Raw genomic sequence first — 251 nt, forward strand, 5'->3', positions numbered from 1 at the left:
GCTAAAACACATAAAGACAAATAACATACATATTGAGGTTTATGCAGACTCTGCATACGTTGTAAATGGTATGAACAGCTGGGTGAAGAATTGGATTAAAAACAATTGGCGTAAATCAAACAAGAAACCAGTTGAAAATAAGGAACTCTGGATGGAATTAAACGAGCTTGTTAAGAATCAAGCGTCAGTCACATTCTTAAAAGTAAAAGGACATAGTGGAGATGCAGGGAATGAAAAGGCAGATGAGTTGG

The 251-nt window shown here is 36.3% G+C and carries 1 protein-coding gene; it reads left to right on the plus strand.

Translation table 11 applies throughout. The features are described 5' to 3' along the window. Positions 1 to 31: 31 nt before the first annotated feature. A partial coding sequence (locus R0J92_RS25070; RefSeq protein ID WP_411053677.1) for an RNase H family protein occupies positions 32 to 251 on the plus strand: 220 nt, incomplete at its 3' end.

This window comes from Tritonibacter sp. SIMBA_163 (assembly GCF_046535935.1).
GTDB lineage: Bacteria > Pseudomonadota > Alphaproteobacteria > Rhodobacterales > Rhodobacteraceae > Epibacterium > Epibacterium scottomollicae.